The organism is Dyella sp. Tek66A03 (assembly GCF_052567735.1).
In genome coordinates, this window is sequence record NZ_CP199584.1 from 2,446,489 (window position 1) to 2,462,583 (window position 16,095).

At 57.3% G+C, this 16,095-nt stretch carries 12 protein-coding genes and 2 pseudogenes; 10 read left to right on the top strand and 4 right to left on the bottom strand.

Annotated features, from left to right (window positions below; genetic code table 11):
• The first annotated feature begins 125 nt into the window (after positions 1-125).
• The 9 genes and pseudogenes from ACT01B_RS10810 to blaOXA all read left to right on the top strand — a co-directional run bounded on the left by ACT01B_RS10810 (position 126) and on the right by blaOXA (position 11,232).
• On the top strand, positions 126-2,459 hold the full coding sequence (locus tag ACT01B_RS10810; protein WP_445147349.1) for a hypothetical protein: 2,334 nt from the start codon (positions 126-128) through the stop codon (positions 2,457-2,459).
• A gap of 128 nt (positions 2,460-2,587) precedes the next feature.
• The gene (locus ACT01B_RS10815) at positions 2,588-2,821 is read left to right on the top strand and encodes a phosphopantetheine-binding protein (RefSeq protein WP_445147467.1); all 234 of its coding nucleotides are present in this window, start codon (positions 2,588-2,590) and stop codon (positions 2,819-2,821) included.
• A 215-nt stretch (positions 2,822-3,036) separates the two neighbouring features.
• Positions 3,037-3,432, top strand: a pseudogene (locus tag ACT01B_RS10820) (lytic transglycosylase domain-containing protein); the annotation flags it as partial.
• 176 nt (positions 3,433-3,608) lie between these two features.
• Positions 3,609-4,241, top strand: coding sequence for a DUF1120 domain-containing protein (locus ACT01B_RS10825; RefSeq protein WP_445147350.1), 633 nt, complete (start codon positions 3,609-3,611; stop codon positions 4,239-4,241).
• Positions 4,242-4,705: 464 nt separating this feature from the next.
• Positions 4,706-5,353: a DUF1120 domain-containing protein gene (locus ACT01B_RS10830; RefSeq protein WP_445147351.1), complete on the top strand. Its 648-nt coding sequence runs from the start codon at positions 4,706-4,708 to the stop codon at positions 5,351-5,353.
• Between the two features lie 510 nt (positions 5,354-5,863).
• Complete coding sequence (locus ACT01B_RS10835) at positions 5,864-6,583, top strand: fimbria/pilus chaperone family protein (RefSeq protein ID WP_445147352.1); 720 nt, start codon at positions 5,864-5,866, stop codon at positions 6,581-6,583.
• Between the two features lie 79 nt (positions 6,584-6,662).
• Positions 6,663-9,152, top strand: coding sequence for a fimbria/pilus outer membrane usher protein (locus tag ACT01B_RS10840; protein ID WP_445147353.1), 2,490 nt, complete (start codon positions 6,663-6,665; stop codon positions 9,150-9,152).
• Between the two features lie 133 nt (positions 9,153-9,285).
• Positions 9,286-10,347: a DUF1120 domain-containing protein gene (locus ACT01B_RS10845; RefSeq protein WP_445147354.1), complete on the top strand. Its 1,062-nt coding sequence runs from the start codon at positions 9,286-9,288 to the stop codon at positions 10,345-10,347.
• 66 nt (positions 10,348-10,413) lie between these two features.
• The gene (gene blaOXA / locus ACT01B_RS10850) at positions 10,414-11,232 is read left to right on the top strand and encodes a class D beta-lactamase (RefSeq protein ID WP_445147355.1); all 819 of its coding nucleotides are present in this window, start codon (positions 10,414-10,416) and stop codon (positions 11,230-11,232) included.
• A gap of 53 nt (positions 11,233-11,285) precedes the next feature.
• Here the strand turns inward: blaOXA and ACT01B_RS10855 are convergent.
• Positions 11,286-12,403, bottom strand: a protein-coding gene (locus tag ACT01B_RS10855; RefSeq protein WP_445147356.1) for an IS3 family transposase whose coding sequence is annotated in 2 segments (ribosomal slippage) — positions 11,286-12,142 and positions 12,142-12,403 — 1,119 coding nt in all. Because the reading frame shifts where the segments join, the coding sequence is not laid out codon by codon here.
• A 136-nt stretch (positions 12,404-12,539) separates the two neighbouring features.
• Between ACT01B_RS10855 and ACT01B_RS10860 the strand changes: the two are divergent.
• Positions 12,540-12,909, top strand: a pseudogene (locus ACT01B_RS10860) (integrase core domain-containing protein); the annotation flags it as partial.
• Between the two features lie 150 nt (positions 12,910-13,059).
• Here ACT01B_RS10860 and ACT01B_RS10865 read toward each other — a convergent pair.
• From ACT01B_RS10865 to ACT01B_RS10875, 3 genes are all read right to left on the bottom strand, one after another.
• The gene (locus ACT01B_RS10865) at positions 13,060-14,475 is read right to left on the bottom strand and encodes an amidohydrolase family protein (RefSeq protein ID WP_445147357.1); all 1,416 of its coding nucleotides are present in this window, start codon (positions 14,473-14,475) and stop codon (positions 13,060-13,062) included.
• Between the two features lie 199 nt (positions 14,476-14,674).
• Complete coding sequence (locus ACT01B_RS10870; RefSeq protein WP_445147358.1) at positions 14,675-15,550, bottom strand: hypothetical protein; 876 nt, start codon at positions 15,548-15,550, stop codon at positions 14,675-14,677.
• Positions 15,551-15,803: 253 nt separating this feature from the next.
• Positions 15,804-16,091 carry a hypothetical protein gene (locus ACT01B_RS10875; protein WP_445147359.1) on the bottom strand — a complete coding sequence of 96 codons (288 nt, stop codon included), beginning with the start codon at positions 16,089-16,091 and terminating at the stop codon, positions 15,804-15,806.
• Positions 16,092-16,095 lie beyond the last annotated feature (4 nt).

The following is a 16,095-nucleotide window of genomic DNA, read 5'->3' on the forward strand; positions in this document are numbered from 1 at the left end:
GCTCAATAGGATCGATCAACCTACGCAACCTAGTTTCGGATGCCGCGCCGAGGGCCACTTCGTCTACGCTTTCTTCATTGTTTGACATTGGGAATTCTGCGACGGCTGGCTTGCATAGGCCATCGGTGAGCGTTCCCGGCCCAGACCGTCAAGCCATCCGTGACGCAGCGCTTTCCGCGGCACTAAATGTCATCGGCGATATCCCGTCAAGCGACCTGGGACATACTCTTGTTAACCGGTTTACCGTGTACGGCATGGTGCTACAAGCAGTGAAACAGGACGGGGCAGGGAAGGAGTGTAGGCAGGCACTGTCTAGTTTCGAGGATAGCCTCAGGGAGTTCGCCCCTAAGCTGAGCAACTCGGGCCAAGGCACGTTTGACGGAAGCCGGCAATCAGAGCAACTCGCTAAACAGTTGCAACGAACTGACAAAGCGATGCTCAGCCTAGCTAGGTTGATGGGGCTCGGTGTCTTGATGAAAAGCGTGTTCGAACGGCAGGTATTGCCGAGCGTGGTGGACCGTATCGGTCGCAACTTTCCTGAGTTGTTTCATCAAGGGCAATGGAATGCAAGCGGAGCTCTCGATCCAACGGTATTCCTTCAGAAAAACATCATGGATGAGACCAACGCGGCGATCGACAGCCAACTTCGCCTTGGCCATGCTGAGGGCTTGTGCGGCGTGTTGGAACAACTCGTCAAAGTACCCGAGTTCGTCATCGGGCCTCGGACTGACCAAGTTCCGAATATGTCGGGTTTCCCTGCGCAACCTCGGTATCAATCCCCACCGGGAATCGGCTCGTTCGCCGATGGTGGACATGGCCGGGTTTGGGTTCAGGCCAATCCCGTCATCAAGGTCGCGGTGCCGGGGCCAGATGCGACCCATGGGCTTGCGGAGAGGGCCCTTGGCCTCCTGGACAAGCTCGTGGACAAGTATGCGGCGTTAGCCCTCAACATGGGCACGCAGATGCGAAATGTTAGTAATCAGCCTGCTGCAGACAGTTCGCGAGCCCCTGTCGATTGGGTCGCTCGTTTCGTGTCCGATATCGACCCGGGTGCCATCGATACCATCGCCGAGGCGTCACCCTATGCAGCAGAGGAGTCACGAGCCTCGGTCTTTGGGCCAGCTCGAGACGAGTCAGATCATGCCGCTCAAGTAGCATCGATCAAAGAGTCTCGGCCCCCTTTCCGCCTTGTGAACGACAACGACCTGGTGGTCCCTCATGGCATTGACGGTTGGCAGTTCCATTCACCAATGGACGCTCAAGGTGGAGCGCGCAATCAAGGTGCCGATGACCGAGGGTACTTCTCTGATGGCGAGGTCGCACGGCCATTCGATAGCGATCGTTCCCACATCAGTCATGCGGTGAATGGCGGGTTCAATGCGTCCCTGCGTGGAAGTAACGCTACGTGGCCCGCCAGAGTAGATTCACAAGGCGATTCGGAGCAATTGGCCGGGAGTGAATTTCAAAATCACAGTCCGGTCTCTATGCAAAAGAATGATGTCGGCGACGCTGTAATGCGCGACCGCGCTGGGGCCGATAGCACTGCTCAGGTTCGGACGCCCGGCCGGAATGCCAATGAGGGGCGCGAGGGAGGGGATGATGAGCCTTTGGCTCTTCGCCTGCAGCGAGCGCGAGCGGAGCTAAGCGAACGCGGGTTGGCCGAGCTTCTGGCGCGAGATAGAAAGGACAGTTCGCAAGCCCCTGTCCATGAGGTCGCTCGTTTCGTGTCCGATATCGACCCGGATGAAATCGATACCATCGCCCGGGAGCCGCCCTATGCAGCAGAGGAGTCACGAGCCTCGGTCTACGGGCTAGCTCAAGACGTGTCAGATCATGCTGCTCAAGAGGCATCGATCAAGGCGTCTCGATCCCCTTTCCTCGCTGTGAACGACAACCACCTAGTGGTCCCTCATGGCATTGACGGTAGGCAGTTCCATGCGCCAATGGACGCTCAAGTTGGAGCGCGCAAACAAGGTGCCGATGACCGAGGGTACTTCTCTGATGGCGAGGTCGCACGGCCATTCGATAGCGATCGTTCCAGTCATGCGGTGAATGGCGGGTTCAGTGCGTCCCTGCGTGGAGGTAACGATACGCGGTCACCTACAGTAGATTCACAGGGCGATTTGGAGCAGTTGGCCGGGAGTGAAGTCCAAAATCACAATCCGGTCTCTATGCAAGAGAATGGTGTTGGCCTCGCAGCAACGCGCGGTCGCCCTAGGTCCGATAGCTCTGCTCAGTTTCGGACGCGCAACCAGAACGCCATTGACGGGCGCCAGGGCGGAGATGATGAACCTTTGGCTCTTCGCCTGCAGCGAGCGCGAGCGGAGCTAAGAGGAGGGGAGTTGGCCAAGCTTCTGGTGCGGGATGAGAAGCGTAGTCAGTCCGGGTATTCAGGGCCGGAAGTAACTAAGGGCGTGGTAGGGAGATTGGCACTGCCGGCAAATCATCACAGGCCATAGTCCTTCGGGCCGTCGGGAACGTCATGACAACAACGCAGCTTGATACTGGAAAGACGACAATTAAGTTGTTGCCGCAAACTTCACTTGCATATCCTACGCCCCTCTTGCCTCGGCCGAGCGTATTTGACATGGCTGCGTTGGTTGCAGAGCAGCAATGCTCTCCGTCCCAAACGGTTGGACCCCAGACGCGACTGGCAGAAGATCTGCATATGGATTCGTTGGAAATGCAGGGTCTTCTATTGACTATCGAGGAATGCTACGGAGTAGTTCCCAAGGAAGACCAGTTGGCTGACATCACTAACGTGGCCGATTTGCACGCGGCAACGCTGCGGTGGATCGCCAATGCGGGTAGGTCGTCATGAGAGCCTTGTGGGCGCCGCTGCTCATGTTGTGCAGCCTGGCATTGCCGGCGCATGGTGAGATTTATGCTGCAATCGGGCCAAATGGCGATTTGCAGGTATCCACGTTTCGCAAGGACGCGAGCTTCATCAGCTTCGACCCCTACCGTTCGCCGGTCCGTAAATCACGCATCCCGCCCAGCGCGCGACCGGTTGGGTCGGAAGCTTTGGACGGATTCATTGAGCTCGTGGCTGGCGAGACCGGTACGGATCCGAAGTTGTTGCATGCCATTATCCATGTGGAGTCAGCGTATGACGCGCGCGCCGTATCGCGCGCAGGCGCGATCGGTCTGATGCAAGTCATGCCGATGACCGGCAAGCGTTTTGGTGTGGCTGATCTGTACGATCCCGTACAGAATCTGCGAGCTGGCGCGAGCTATCTGAAGGTGCTCATGAAGCGCTTCTCCGGAGATCTGCATCTGGCGCTGGCAGCATACAACGCGGGGGAGGGCGCTGTGGAGCGCTACGGCAACCACCCCCCACCCTATGCTGAAACCCGCAACTACGTGCAGCAGGTGTTGGCGCGATATCGGGGTGAAGGTCGATTCACGTCAAACTTCCGCCAGGAGATGTGACCATTCCAAGTGGATTACGGTCTCCTCATTTTTCAGAATATTTGTATATCGCGCCGAGCGAGCCATAGCATGATAGTGGCGCTATCTAATTCACCTCGGATTTCGGCTCGGAACTACAAGGCTGACGCCGTTTTTTTTCGACGAAAGCCTTTTTCGTAAGCAAAATTAGGATTTGCATGAAGACTCTCAATTGCGTTCTCACGACGGCATTATTTGGTGGTGTTACTTCTGTCGCGTTTGCCGGCTCTACAGCCGACATCAGCGTCACTGGCACCATCACTCCGGGTAGTTGCTCGATAGACTTCGGCAACGATGGTAAGTTTGACTTCTGCACGATCCCCGCAAATGGCCTGCAACCCAATAGTGCGACGAGGCTTTCGCCAAAAGAAACTCCATTCAGTGTAGCCTGTGACGCTCCCGTGAGATTTGCCTTAGGGATCACTGACAACCGAGCCGACTCGGGTGGTTCTTCTTCGGTGCTTGGTCTCGGCTTCACTCCCAATGACGAACGAATTGGGGGATACAGTCTGGCGGTATCGGGACTCGATGTTGACGGAGATGCAGGGACGCAGATCTTCTCGAGTGATGGCGGTGCGACCTGGGATTCGATGACTAACACTATATTCAGCACCAGCCGTCTCGTGGGCTATGCCAGCCTGCCCGATGCGACGGGTGGACCTACTGCCATCATGAACCTGTCGGGTACTCTAACCGTCTCTGCTACCTACATTCAGCCCGCCAGCCAGCTGACTTTGACTAACGATGTTCCGCTGGATGGCTCAGCGACCATTGAGCTACTGTATCTGTAACACTTGCGCCTCGGTAGGCTGTGTGAGTGGCTCCCTTAGGCCCAGCTCCAATCGTACCGGCGTCCGCAAAAGAGTGTGCGTATTAGCAGGTAACGAAGTGCGTGGACGCTTGATTGCAGCGTCAAATATAAGGACTCCCAGCCAGAGCCCCCGGAACAGTCGGCCGGCACCGACCTGCTTCAGCATATTCCTGCTGTCCCTTCAGTATAGGTGCCACGTAACGCACCAATAACGAAGAAGTGTTGCCGCGACTTGCTTTTGATGCATGGATTTCGGGCGCCCCGTTTTTCAGAATACTTGTATGTCGCGCCGAGCGGCCCTACCCGATAATGACGCTTCTTACAAAGCGTGATGCGAATTTTCTGATTCCTTTTGGGCTCAAGTTTGAGCCTTGATGGACGACTCACGCTGTTATTGCGAAAGTCAGTCTTTATTTTGGTCAGATAGTTGGGATGGATATGAATATGAACATTATCAAGGCCGCTCTCGCGACGGCGTTGCTTGGTGGCGTTACAGGGGTTGCGTTCGCTGGCTCCACGGCTGATATCAGCGTCACTGGCACTATTACCCCTGGCAGTTGCTCAATCGATATCAGTAACGGTGGTAGATTTGACCTCGGCACGATTCCCGTGAGTAGTTTGAACGCCGACCGTTCAACGCAGCTCTCGCAAGCGGCGAATTCAATCAGTGTGACTTGTGATGCTCCCGTGAGGTTTGCCCTCAGGCCCGTCGACAACCGGGCTGACTCGAGCTCGGGTGGTGGCGGATTTGGTCTTGGTGTCACCCCCAGTAACGAAAAAATTGGGAGTTACAATTTGGCTATAGTGGACGCCACTATTGACGGAAATTCAGAATGGTCGGTTCTTTCGAATGACGGCGGCACGACTTGGAATAAGGGGTTTTCGTCTAATCTGCCTGCTATATGGAGTCCCAGTGTGCTCTTGGGCTATACGGTTGCGCCTGATTCTTCAGCGAGTGGACCTACTGCCATCCAGAATCTATCCGGTGATCTAACCATTCTGACTCCCCGTATTGTGGCCACCAGCAATCTGACTTTGACTGACGAAGTCCCGCTGGATGGCTCGGCGACCATCGAGCTCGTATATCTGTAACGCTTATTCCTCGGTAGGCCGAGCTAGGGGAGGGCACCCTTACGTGCGGCTTGAATCTTCCTGCGACCCGCAGACGGGTGTGCTTATTACCAGGAAACGAAGTGCGTGGACGTGTGAACGTGGCGTCAAAGATGAAGACGCCCACCTAAAAGTCCCTAGACCAGTCCATCGGCACCGGCCTGCTCTGGCATAGTTAGAGCAAGTCTTATTTGAAACGCTCCGATCAGACTACGGAAGATGCCTACTTCAGCTATGTCGCTTGGAATAGAATCGGCGATTAGGGCACCCCGCATTGACGCCAGTTGAAAATGTGACGGCCATGTATTCGGCCCAGACCGGCTAGCCGCCGATCCAGCACGCCATTGTCTATCCACAATGCTGGACAGATAGAGCACAGCTTTATTGATTAGCCTTCGTGCGCTCTATCTTCCGAATGCGCTGGATGCGATCGGTGTCGTGTTTGTACGCCATCGCCTTTTTTTTGTGAATTCCTCCCATTAGGAGAGCATCTTGAGCATCTTTTCTCGATTGGCTGGACGCTATGTGGTCTTGGGCGCGGGCCTGCTGTTCACGATAGCGTCACTGGCCACAGGCATGGTCCCGGAGACCTCCGTGGTCATTGTGAACGAAGCCGATGGCGAGGCCTCGCTGAAGCTCACCAATACCGACGCGTCAGTAGCACTGTTGACGGTAACTCTGGAAAACGTGCCGGAAGACCCTGAGCCGCTCCTGTTCGTGACACCTCCGTTGGCCAGGGTTGAGCCCGGCAAACAGCAATTGGTGCGCTTCGTCCTGCTCAACAAAACACCGCTTAAGACCGAGCGCCTGAAGCGAGTCATCTTTGAAGGGATTCCGCAGGGCCGAAGCGCTGCTCAGGCCGGTGAAGCTAGGGTGGGTGTGTCCGTGCGCCAGAATCTCCCGGTAATTATCCGTCCGAAGGGGTTGGCACCGAATCGGGAGCCGTGGAAGGGATTGCTGTGGTCGCAACACGGAGGAACGCTGCGGGTAAGTAACGATACCCCGTATGTGGTGCGCCTGGCACAAGAGGTTCGGTTACTGCCGGCCAACCAGGCGATGGAACTGCCGCGTTCTTATGTGCTCCCGGGTGAGCACCTGGATATTCCCCTGCCGACAGCCGCTGCGGCGCCTACGGCGATACGCTTGTTCCCGGCAAGCGCGTATGGTTTTGCCGTGGACGCTTATGAAGCCCCAGTTCAAGCTGCACATTGATTCAAGCCCAAATCTTCTAGATCAAGAAATCATCGCTGAATGTCGATACGCCCCTCCTGCACACGGATCGAGGCATGCTGTGAAAAAGGCATTTCGTCTATTCCCTGTGATGGTTATCGGCCAGCTGGGCTTGGCCGACCTGCACGCGCAATCGGTTCAGCAGGGCATTTCAGCCGAGGCGCCGGCCTTCGATGCCGAGATGCTCAAGCAGCGAGGCATTGACCCGGCCACTGTCGAATACCTGCGTGAACAGCCTCGATTTGCTTCGGGGACGCATACGGTCACGCTGAACGTCAACGGCCATTCGCGTGGCCGTGCAACGGTGCGCTTCGATAGCGACAACCAGCTCTGTTTTGATCGCTCTTTGCTGGACGTGGCGGGCCTGAAAGTTCCGGCGCCTGCCGACACGGCTTCGCCAGAGGGCTGCCTACCGTTTCTGTCCGCTTATCCCATGACCCAGGTTGAACCGGACCCGGCGAGCTTGGCGTTGAGCCTGGTGGTGCCGACGGATGCGTTGCGCTTCGAGCGCGCGAATTCGTCTGGGTACGTTACGGGCGGCACGGCGGGCGTATTCAACTACAGCTTGAATGCGCTGCGCAGCGACTACGCGAATGGCAGCTCGAACTATGTATCGCTCAATAGCGAACTGGGGTTCAACGCCGGCGACTGGATCGTACGCAACCGGCGGGTGGATACCGTTTCCAACGGCGTAGCCACGCATACGAATCTGGAAGCCTATGCGCAGCGCACGTTTGCCGATCAGCGACTGACCCTGCAGACAGGCGAGATCACCCTGATTAATCCGGTGGTACCCTTGGCTATGGTGACGGGCGTACAGGTTGCGACTGAGACGGCACTGTCCCCCAATACCTCCGGCGTGGTAGTCGAGGGTATTGCGCAAAGCCCTGCCCGGGTGGAGGTGCGCCAGGCCGGCGCGATCATTTATACGACGGTAGTGCCTGCCGGCCCATTTACCTTGCGCGACATCCGCCCGCTCAACCGGCAGTCGGATCTTGACGTTACCGTGATCGAGGCCGATGGTTCCGAGCGCACGTTTACGGTGCCCAGCGCTACGCTGAGCCTAACGCCCCCCTCGGCTGGGTTCTCTGCCGGCGTGGGTAAGGTTCGCGACTTCAATGGCGGGAATGTCGCCAACCCGTGGGTAGCCAACGTGGGCTGGAGTGGGGCATTGGGACGTCGCCTGACTGCCAGCGGTGGATTGGTTGCTGCTACTGAGTACCAGGCGCTCGGCGCGAGCCTGAACCAGACGCTGCCGTGGACTGGCGGCCAAATTCAAGGCCAGCTGATCGGTTCGAACGCTACGAGAGATGGGGTGCGGGGCCTTCAATCCCAGGTGGCGTTCGGGCAGCAATTGGTGGAGCGCCTGTCGCTTCAGACTGCCTTTTCGCACCAGACATCCGGGTATCGAACGCTGCTGGATACGATGGTCAGGCAGACCGGTTTTTCACCGCCGACGCCAGGCGATATGACGCCACCGGACTTGGCGGTTATACCATCGGAGCAGGCGAATCTTCTGGCGCGTTACCGTGATCAGTGGAGCATGAGCTTGGGTTGGTCCACGACGTCATGGGGTGGCTTGACGGCCAGCTATGCCAGATCCGTATTGTTTGACGGGCGCAATACCTCGCGCTGGGTGGCTTCATGGAACAAGAGCTGGCGTAAGGTCTCGGTGTCGGCCAACGCCGAGTGGAACCGAGGGACTGCCAGTAACCTGGGCAATGCTGTCTATGTGACTGCCAGTATCCCCTTGGGTCCATCCCGCTCTTTGCGAACGTCAGCAAGTGACCGTGCCGGCGACCATCGGCTTGCTGTCAACTATAGCGAGCGTGTGAACGACTATCTGAGCTATCAAGTCGGTGCCGAACGTGACACGCAGGCCCAGGTGAACACGAACCTGAGCGTGTCGGCGCTGCCGCTCTATACGCAGGTAGATCTGGGGTATACGCGCGATGGTGGCGGCGGTACGACCTACAGTGGCTTGATGCGCGGTGGTATCGCGCTACATAGCGATGGCGTGACCTTCTCACCCTATCCACTCGGCGACACCTTCGCTGTGGTGGCTGTGGGCGATCAGGCAGGTGTGCAAGTAAGCACGCCCAGCGGTCCGGTCTGGACTGATGCCAAGGGGCAGGCAGTCGTAGCCCAACTTGCGCCCTATGGTCAAAGTCCGGTGGAGGTTGTTACCAAGAGCCTGCCGCGTAATGCCGACCTGCTAAGTGGTTCGGCGACCATCATGGCTGGACGGGGCGCCGTTGAACACCTTCGATTCGATCTCACCACTACTCGACGTGCCTTGTTGACAGCGACGGAACCCGATGGCCAGGTATTGCCACCAGGAGCCTCGGTCGTGGACGAATCGGGACAGCTGGTCGCACAAGTGCAGGGCGACGGCCTAGTGTTCCTGCCTGAGTACGTGCCTGGGCGTCGGTTGTGGGTGGTTCGTCCCGACCAGCCGCGATGCGAGCTGCACTATGAATTGCCGGCCAACTCAGACCTCAATGTCTACTATGAAACCGCTTCGGCTGTATGCCAGCCCACCAAGGAATAGCATCATGGCGATATGGCGACTAGAAAGGCTTGGCCAGTCACATTGGATGCAGGCTCTATTCGCAGTAGCAGCTGTCATTCTAATGTTGACCGGGAGTGGCAATGCCTATGCTCAGGCGGCTACGGAGTGCCAATTGAATGTCAGCCAGCCTGTTGTCGACTACGGTCGCCTCAACCGCACGACGCTGACTGCCCAATATGGTCAACTACCGTTGGATACACGCAGCGTGATCGTGACGATGAGTTGCCCGGTGAATACGGATATGACCCTGTGGTTTCGAGCCCCTGCGGCGACGGCCGATAGGTTTTTGTGGAGTGGGGTGGTTCCAGGTAGCTATGCACTGAGCGTCAGCGATGCCGTGCTGGATGGCGAGGTAGTGGATTTAGGCGAAGTGACGACCAGTGGTACCACGCCATCGCCGATCGCGACGCGATTGGCGTGGCGACCGGACCGAGGAGTAGCCCCGGTGCACGAAGGGCGGGTGGTATCCGGACGCGTGTTCTCCATCCGGGTGAACGTAGAAGCGTCGCTGGACGAAAGGGCGATCAAGAACTTGCGTGACATAACGACATGGCGGAGCAGCGGCCTGATTGAACCCGCCGCGACGGAAACAAGTACTCGCGAGTTGGTCATTCAGGCCGAGGTGGTACCAGCAGCTTGCACGCCTATTCTCGCGGGCAGCGGGATAGTCAGTTTCGGGCGGATAAGCGCGCAACAACTCAACTCGGATCAGCCTACTTCCCTGGAGCCCAGGCCGCTGGCCCTAAATATTACCTGCGACGGTCCTACCCGGTTTGCACTGCAGATGCAGGACAATCGCGAAGGCACGGCGATCACCGATAGTGACGTTGACTTCGGCCTGGGGCGGGATGGCAAGGGAAACAAAATTGGATCGTTTAGGGTCAATGTGGATCCGGCTCAGACGCAAGCTGATATCACGGTTGCCAGGTTTGTTACCGACTCAAGCAACGGTGGTGTGGGTTGGGGTGCTGCAAGTAGCCAAGTGAGTAGCCTGAGCAGTCGCGCCTGGCTGGGCTTTACGGATGCCGATGGCAGCACTGCCGGCCCGGTCGCTCTTCGAACACTACAAAGCATCTTGTCCATTAAAGTTACGATCGCCCCCCGGCAGGCTCTGGACCAGAGTGCCGAAGTTGAGCTTGATGGTCACGCCACATTGGAAGTCAAATACCTTTAGTCCGCGCACCAGCGTTGACCTATCTTGATCATTGGGTATTTGGTCCGGTTGAAAATAGGAGATTCGATGTATTTGCGACGTGCGATACTGTGCTTGCTTCTTTCTGCATGGACAGCTTCGGCAGCTCAGGCCAGGACTGTCTGCACGGCAATCGCCGATGCGAAGACGGGAGAATTTTTGCAGCAACAGGGGAATTGTACCGAACGGGTGACCCCGGCTTCGACGTTCAAGATCGCGATCAGCCTGATGGGCTATGATTCGGGCTTTCTGAAAGACGAACACACGCCGACCTTACCGTATCGCGAAGGCTATATTGATTGGGGTGGCGAAATCTGGAAGCAACCGACCAATCCGACGCGATGGCTCAAGTATTCGGTCGTCTGGTTTTCTCAGCAAGTGACGCATGCCCTGGGGCCTGAGCGCTTCGCGCAATATGCGAGAAAGTTTAATTATGGGAATGCCGATGTGTCAGGCGACCCCGGCGAGCACAATGGTCTCGATCGCTCCTGGATCGCTTCGTCATTGAAGATTTCTCCTTTGGAGCAAATCATCTTCTTGGAGAAATTCGTTAACCATCAGCTGCCGGTGTCTCCGGCCGCATTTGAAATGACGAACCGGATCGTTGAGGCGCGATCGATCGCCGATGGCTGGACCGTGCACGGCAAAACTGGCATGGCTTATCCGCGCGAAGCCGATGGTAAATTTGACGAAGATCATCCCCACGGTTGGTTCGTCGGCTGGGCAACAAAAGGGAGCACTGTTCTGGTGTTCGCCCGCCTCATTCAGGACGACAAGAAGGAACTCGGTACCGCTGGAGTGCGGGCACGAGACGCATTCTTGAACGAACTGCCGTCACTGGTGCGACGTCACCCCGTGATTGAGTAGCGCAGATGCTTAGAGTCCAGTCCCCAATGAGGTCGTCCCGGTTTTCGAAGCATTTAAAACTGGAGTTCGGCCACTTCTGAGGTAGTGATCTGACCTCTTCGTGCGAACTCACTCGGGGTCAGTTTGCCGAGTGCGCCATGCGGACGATGGTGATTGTAGTCCAGCCGCCAGTGCTCGATTCGCGCCTGCGCATCTTCCAATGATACGAAGTCAAAGACGTTGAGGCATTCGTCTCGCAGGCGACCGTTGAAGCTTTCGATAAACGCGTTTTCTGTGGGCTTTCCAGGCCGAATGAAGTCCAACTGTACGCCTCGCTGATAGGCCCACGCATCGAGTACCTTCGAGGTAAATTCGGTCCCATGATCGACCGTGATGGCCTTGGGAAGCGGTCGCGATCGGGACAGTGTTTCCAAGGCATCGACGACGCTCTGTCCGGTCAGGGCAAACTGGGTCTCCAGCAGCACACTCTCGCGACTCCACTGATCGATCACGGTGAGCACCCGAAACTTGCGGTCTGTCGCCAGCTGATCGTGCACAAAGTCCATCGACCAGTACTGATTCGCAGCGACGGGCTTGGGCACTACACCGCGATGCAGGCTTAGCCGCTTCGTCCGACGCCGGCGCATGCGGACCTGCAGGCCTTCCAGGCGATAGAGCCGGTGAATCCGGTTACGCCCGTCTTTCCAACCCTCCCGCCGGAGCATGATCCAGATCCGCTCATAGCCAAATCGGGGTCGCGCTTGAGCGATCTCCCTGATCCTCATGCGCAATGCCGCCGTGTCCCGTGCCTGGGACTTCCGGTACCAAGTGGCATTGCGTAGCTTGGCCAGTCGGCAGGCTCGTCGTACGCTGACCTGAAAACGTTCGTGCATCCAGTGCGCCAACTCGACGCGTCGAGTTGGCTTCAGACCTTTTTTCGGATCACCTCCGAAAGAATCTGCTTGTCCAACGTCAGATCGGCCACCAGGCGCTTTAGCCGGGCGTTCTCTTCCTGCATCTGACGCATCTGCCGCAGCTCCGCCACGCCCAGGCTCGCGTACTTTTTCTTCCAGACATAGAACGTCGCCTCGGCGATACCCAGCTGCCGGCACACGTCGGCAACGATCGTCCCGGACTCTGCCAGCCGCAGTGCGTAAGCAATCTGCTCCTCGGTGAACCTCGACTTTTTCATCGCTCCTCCGATCCCTTCCGGGATACCTCAAAGCGACCTTACCTCTACTTTTGAACGACTACGAAATTCCGGGATGACGTCACCAAACGAGGAGATTGGATGTGAAGAAGTGGATATCGGAAGAACAGATCACTCGCTGAAGGAGCGCATTCTGGCGCTGGCCCATCGGCATCGGCGGTACGGCGCCGGTACGATCTACCTGAAGCTGCCCCGAGTGGGCTTTTGGCGGTCATCCGCTGACGCACATGCTTGATCGACTGCAGGCCGAACGCGGTCTGCCGCAGGTGATTCGCAAGGGAAACGGCAAGGAGCTCTGTGGTCACACCATACTGACTGACCTGGGTGCACGGTCGCGGCGTGGCGCTACGACTGATCGAGCCGGGCAAGCCGAAACAGAACGCCTACATCAAATCGTTCAACGGACGCCCCGCGATGAATCCTTCGATGAACATTGTCTCACCAGCCTGGTCCATGCGCGCACCGCGATCAAAACCGGGCGTCGGAAACAGCTTGCCTTGTCCAAACTGCGCCTTTAATGACGGAGTTCATCATGAGTAACCCCGATGGAGGGGTGTCCGAGAACGGCCAAAATCATGCGCTTTGCAATGCTCGCCATGAGGCGCCCATCTAAAGTTCCCTTTGGCACTACACCGATGTTACGGAGTCTTACCCGCCAGCATATCTTTGTAGACAACGCCGCCCTTCATGATCGCGAGGAAGGACTTGTCTGGTATTGCAATCAGATTGATGTTCTTGATCGGATTGCCGTCGACCAGCAGCAGATCGGCGAGCGCGCCTTCCGCGACCACACCCAGCTTGCCCCGGTAGGGACTGCGCTCCCCCGATGACGCGAGCAGTTCGCCATTGGCGCTCGTGGCCATGGCCAGCGCCTCGGCTGGCGTGTACCACTTGGTGAGGCTCGCCAGCAGCGATTCTTGGCGCTTGGCCAGTTCAGGCGAGAACAGGATGTCGGAGCCAAACGCTGTCTTGAGGTGATATTTCTTCGCGAGCTCGTAGGCGCGATCAGTGCCTTTCATCACCTCGAGCGCCTTCTCGCGTTCATCGGAGCCGGGCGGAAAGATTTGCTCCATCCCGTCTAGGAACGGCTGGATGCTGAGCCATGTGCCCTTTTCGGCCATGAGCTTCGCGGTCGCCTCGTCCATCAACTGTCCATGCTCGATGCACTGGACGCCCGCGAGAATGGCGCGCTGCATCGCCGCTGGGGTGTATGTGTGCGCAGCGACGTAGGTACCGCGGTCGTTGGCCGCTTGCACGGCGGCGCTCAGCTCGGCGGGGGTGAACGTGATAACGTCGATCGGGCTGTGTGGCGACGCCGCGCCGCCGCTAGCAGTCAGCTTGATCTGTGAAGCCCCCAGCATCAACTGCTCGCGAGCTCGTCGCGTCACCTCGTCGGGCGAATCGGTGACTTTGACCGCGTTGATCTGCTCCACGCGCGCCAGCGGCATTCCGTCGATCCGCGGTACCTCGAACAGCTGACGGAAGTCGCCGTGGCCGCCGGTGACCGCGAGTATGGACCCTGATGGAAAAATGCGCGGACCCGACAGCATACCTTCGTCGATGGCGCGCTTGAGCGAGAAGGTCGGGCCACCTAAGTCACGCACGGTGGTGAAGCCGCGCATAAGCGTGTCGTTGGCCTCGGCAGCGGCAATGAGCGTGATGTAGCCGATGTCGGCTGACAGCGCCTGCGTAGGGGTAGGGCGACCCAACATGGCGTGCCAGTGCGCATCGATGAGCCCCGGCATCAGTGTGCGACCACCGCCATCGATGACACGCGACCCTTCCACCGACAGGTTCCCTTGCGCAACGCGCTCGATTACATTGCCATGTACCAGAACGCTGCTCGGTGCTGACAACTCCATCGGCTTGCCGTTGAAGATCCGTACGTTCTCAAAAATTACTCGGGACGCGTTTGCCTCCACAGGTGGCGGCGTCGTACCCGACGGCTTCTTGTCATTGATGGGGGCGCCTGCGCTCATCCGGGCATGAACAACAAAAATAATTGCCAGGCAGGCTACAAAGTACAGACCCGCTTTCCTTACGATAGACGACAAGCGTATAGGTGCTCCCCATGAATACAAGACGAAACCCAGATGAGCAAATGTGTTATTTGAATTGATTGCAGACGACCCGTAGTTCTGCCTGAGGGATGCGATATTCAAAAAACACCCGCAACATACTTCGCCGAAAAACGAGCGAAGTATTACCTAAACAAAGATCGTCGAATGTAGTTTTGGTGTGCGCTTCCTTACCTCAGAAGATCATGGCGCCACCGCCATCAACGTGCCGCCGTGTTTCGCTGCGAAGAAGGCGGTCAGCGTCCAAGGCACTGCTAGCAGCAATGCCAGGCTGCTGTTCGCCGTCAGGTCTCCTCCACACAGCAAGCTCTCCATGGATCAACTTGAGTTCCAGTCCTGGTTCAATTTTTGAATTACCAAGCACGAAATCGGAGTCAATTCGCTTCAGATCGAAAGCTCCCCATTTCGAGCTATCCAAATTACCGGAGTATTCCATCACGCACCAACCGACCTCGCGAATGTACAATCGCATGTCGTTTCGGAATTCAATGTTTTCAAGCGCTGAACCCGTGGTACTCAGATTATTGATGACGTCGTTCGAACTCAATCCACCAACCTTACGAACATTAGAGATGTACTGCGCCTGTTTGGAAAGCGACTCCGATACCGCTGGGACCTGTTTTCTGGAAAGGCCTCCCAGAGCGGTCCCAACTGTGCGGAAATTTTTCAACGCGATCTTTGCATCGTTTTCCGTAGATGATCGCGTATCCAATTCGTTCAAAAGGGCGGTGAGAATCTTAGCAGCACCTCCTGGCACCTCATGTATCCCGCGCACCAATTCCTTCTCGAGATCTGTAGGAGGCTCGAGATCTGTAGGCGGCGACGTATTCGCGTCTACATTTGAATCCTTCACATGGACCAACTGTGCGGCCCGTTCCGAAGCAACGGCCTTGCCGACCGAAACGCTGCTGGTGAAAGCGTTGCGAATGTTGAGTAGAGCCGACGAAAACGCCGAACCAACTGCCGATCCAAGGCCCTCGAGCTGGACCCCAAGGCGGGAAAAGGCGGGCTGTAGGCATGAAATAAAGTAATGAGAAACGGGAGGCAACATTGGTTCACCCAACTGTTATGTTTCGCAATATTGAATGACTCGATGTTAGCGTCGTCAAACTTAAGAAAACTTGCAAATAACGGTCATGCGTCATTCGAGATGCGGGTTTGATGGCGAGCTGCGACCTGCCTTGGCGCTTGACGGCGTCATCATCGTCGCTATGGCCCATCAGACAAACTGATTCGCACGAAGTGCGCCACCGAATCCGGATGGATCGGCAAGATGACGAAAGAAATCATCTTAGGCGGATGTTTTACATGATGCGCGACAGACCGGCCGGCTTCGGTGTGTCGAACACCGCACGACGCTTCTCCACAGCCCGAGTGAGCGCATTCGCCAACTGCAGCGCCTGTTCGTCGCTCATGGATAGAATGGCCGGCCCCATCGCCAGTTGCACTGCCGAGTTTTGCGATGCCATGCTGGAGCCAATAACGGCAGCGTCAGCGCCGCGCATGTGCACGCTGAAGTGGCTGGAGGCACTCCTGTTCCAGGAGGGGTCTGGATTGATGTCGTAGTACCCGGATACGGGCGGAAGAGTCATCTTC